The 2,886-nt window shown below is 67.4% G+C and carries 2 protein-coding genes; both read right to left on the bottom strand.

Annotation, left to right across the window (positions count from 1 at the left end; all coding sequences use genetic code 11):
• Positions 1 to 1,070 (bottom strand): ABC-F family ATP-binding cassette domain-containing protein (locus HZB86_09715; GenBank protein ID MBI5905806.1); only part of this gene is annotated, 1,070 nt, incomplete at its 3' end.
• A 71-nt stretch (positions 1,071 to 1,141) separates the two neighbouring features.
• Positions 1,142 to 2,539: a DEAD/DEAH box helicase gene (locus tag HZB86_09710; protein ID MBI5905805.1), complete on the bottom strand. Its 1,398-nt coding sequence runs from the start codon at positions 2,537 to 2,539 to the stop codon at positions 1,142 to 1,144.
• Positions 2,540 to 2,886: the final 347 nt, after the last annotated feature.

Raw genomic sequence — 2,886 nt, 5'->3', positions numbered from 1 at the left:
TTCGTCTGGCCGAAGTAACCGACCTTGAGGTTCACGGCCGGACGGACGATGCCGGAAGACGGCGAAAGCTCCCCCGCGAGAAGCCGCAGCAGCGTGGTCTTCCCCCGGCCGTTGGGCCCCACGACCGCGATCCGCTCCCCCCGGGCCACCGGGAACGACAGCCCCTCGATCAGCGGCCTGCCCGGCTCGTACCCGAACGACAGCTCCCGCGCCTCCATCATCCACTTCCCGGCGAACGGCGCCTCGGTGAACCGGAAGTCGAGGTCGCGGAGATCCTGGAGCTTCGTGAGGCGCTCGTGGCGGGCCAGGGCCTTGATGCGCGATTGCACGGCCCGCGCCTTGGTGGCCTGCGCGCGGAACCGCGCGATGAAGACCTCGGCTTCCTTCCGCTTCTTCTCGTCGTTCCTTCGGGTCTGCTCGTGGATCTCCTCCTCCTGGAGGATCTGCGCGTAGAGCTTTTCCGTCCCGCCGGCCATCTTGCGCACCCGGCCGCGGTGGATCGCCATCGTGTGGGTCGTGACGCCGTCCATGAAGCCGCGGTCGTGGGTGACGAGCAGGAGCGCACCCCTCCATCCGCAAAGGAACCGCGTAAGCCAGCGGACGGAGACGATGTCGAGGTAGTTGGTCGGCTCGTCGAGCAGGAGGAGGTCGGCGCCGGAAAGGAGCACCCGCGCGAGGTTGAGCCGGACCTGGAACCCCCCGGAGAGCTCCCCCGGAGGGCGAAGGAAGTCGGATTCGGAAAATCCAAGCCCCGCCAGGACGGCTTTCGCCCGGTACGTTTCGTCCGTACCGTCCTCGCGGGGCGGGAGCGCGGACGCCGCCTCCGAAAGCGCCGTCTCGGCGCGGAACGCGATGTGCTGGGACAGGTGTCCGATCCGGTACCCGGCGGGAACCGTCACCTCCCCTTCGTCACGGCCCTCCTCGCCGAGGAGGATCCGGAGCAGGGTGGACTTCCCCGACCCGTTGCGGCCGACCAGCCCCACCCGCTCGCCGGGAGCCACCTGGAACGAGGCGCCCTCGAACAGGGTCTGTCTGCCGAACGATTTGGAAAGGCCGGAGACGGTCAGCATCGGGATCCATTATAAGAGAAGGCCAAAGCGGCGGTGAAACCGCTTTGGCCTTCGAATGACAGCGGCTTTCCCTACCGCGCCGAGCGGCGGTGCTCTCCACCACGGTAGCCCGGCCTGCCTCCCCCGAAACCCGGGTTCCACTTCGCGTCGCGGCGAGAGCGGCCCTGGCGGCCGCCGGGGCCATCGAGCCCGCCGCGGGTGGAAGGTTGGTCGGGATGGACGAGGGACATCGCCGGCACGCCGTGCGCGCGCCGCGGGTCGAGGTCGGTCGGAGGCCCCGGCTTGTGGCCGGAGCGGAACGGATGGTCCTCCGCCACCGGGAGATGCTTCCGGATGAGCCGCTCGATCCCGGCGAGGAAGGGGCGCTCGTCGAAGGAGCAGAACGACAGGGCGGTGCCCGAGGCGCCGGCCCTGCCCGTGCGGCCGATCCGGTGGACGTAGCTCTCCGGCTCGTTGGGAAGGTCGAAGTTGATCACGTGGGACAGGTCGACGATGTCGAGCCCCCGGGCGGCGATGTCGGTCGCCACGAGCACCCTCGTCGACCCCTGCTTGAAGCTCCGGAGGGCCTTCTCGCGGGCGTTCTGCGACTTGTTCCCGTGGATCGCCTCCGCGCGGACCCTGCCGCGCTCGAGCTGCTTCGTGACCCCGTCGGCGCCGTGCTTGGTCCGCGTGAAGACCAGCGCGTTCTTGACGGAGGGGTCGTCCAGGAGGTGCTTCAGCAGCTCGATCTTCTCGTGCTTCTCCACGAAGTGGACCCGCTGCGTCACGGCCTCGGCCGGAGTCGCCACGGGGGTCACGGCCACCCGGACCGGGTCGCGGAGGATGGTGTCGGCGAGCCCGCGGATCTCCCCCGGCATCGTCGCCGAGAAGAAGAGGGTCTGCCGCTTCGCGGGGAGCCGGTCGATGACCCGCCGGATGTCCTGGATGAAGCCCATGTCGAGCATCCGGTCGGCCTCGTCCAGCACGAAGGTCTCGACGCTCCTCAGGTCGACCAGCCCCTGCGTCATGAGGTCGAGCAGCCTGCCGGGGGTGGCCACGAGGATGTCGATCCCCCGCCGGAGGGCCTGCGCCTGCGGTCCCTGGTTGACGCCGCCGAAGACGACGGCGTTCGTGAGCCCCGTGTGCCTGCCGTACGATCCGAAGCTCGCGGCGATCTGCGAGGCCAGCTCGCGCGTCGGCGTCAGCACGAGGACGCGGATGGGACGCCGTCCGCTTCCCCTCCAGGGAGTCCCCTGGAGCCGGTGGAGGATGGGCAGCGCGAAGGCGGCCGTCTTGCCGGTGCCGGTCTGGGCGCAGCCGAGGAGATCCTTCCCCCCGAGCACGAGCGGGATCGCCTTTTCCTGGATGGGGGTGGGCGTTGCGTACTTCATCGCCACGACGGCGCGGAGGATCTCGGGGCGCAGCCCGAACGTTTCGAACGACGCGGTTGCTTCCGTTGTCTTCTGTTCCTGCCGGTTCTGTTCCTGCATAAGCTTCACTTCTCCTTCGGTTTTTTCACCAAGCACAAGCCGGTGGGCGGGTGTATGACCCGTCCGATCTTCCGCGTGGTGAAATCTCGGGAGAAGCGGGATAGTCCGGCGGGGTGCGGACCTGCTCCTTCGAAAGGACCCTTTGGGAGAGGATTGCGTCTCGGAGTATTTGAACTGACGGCAATGTACCACCAAAGGGACAGGATCGCAAGCGAAGATGTTCGTCCGGATATCGAATATTTCCGATACCGCTTCGCGAAATATAGTGATTCTTCGATATTCAACCCGGTCCCGCGGGGGGAAGAATACAACCAAGTAAGCGATTCCGTTACGGTTTACGATTAATA

Source organism: Deltaproteobacteria bacterium, from assembly GCA_016234845.1.
Classification (GTDB): domain Bacteria; phylum Desulfobacterota; class Deferrimicrobia; order Deferrimicrobiales; family Deferrimicrobiaceae; genus JACRNP01.
Note: the sequence above shows the minus strand (reverse complement) of the source record. Positions and strands in the feature narration are given on the sequence as shown.

What these genes read in the sequence shown, in the direction of transcription:
- HZB86_09710 (MBI5905805.1), bottom strand. Translation starts at nt 2,539, where the DNA reads ATGCAGGAACAGAACCGGCAGGAACAGAAGACAACGGAAGCAACCGCG.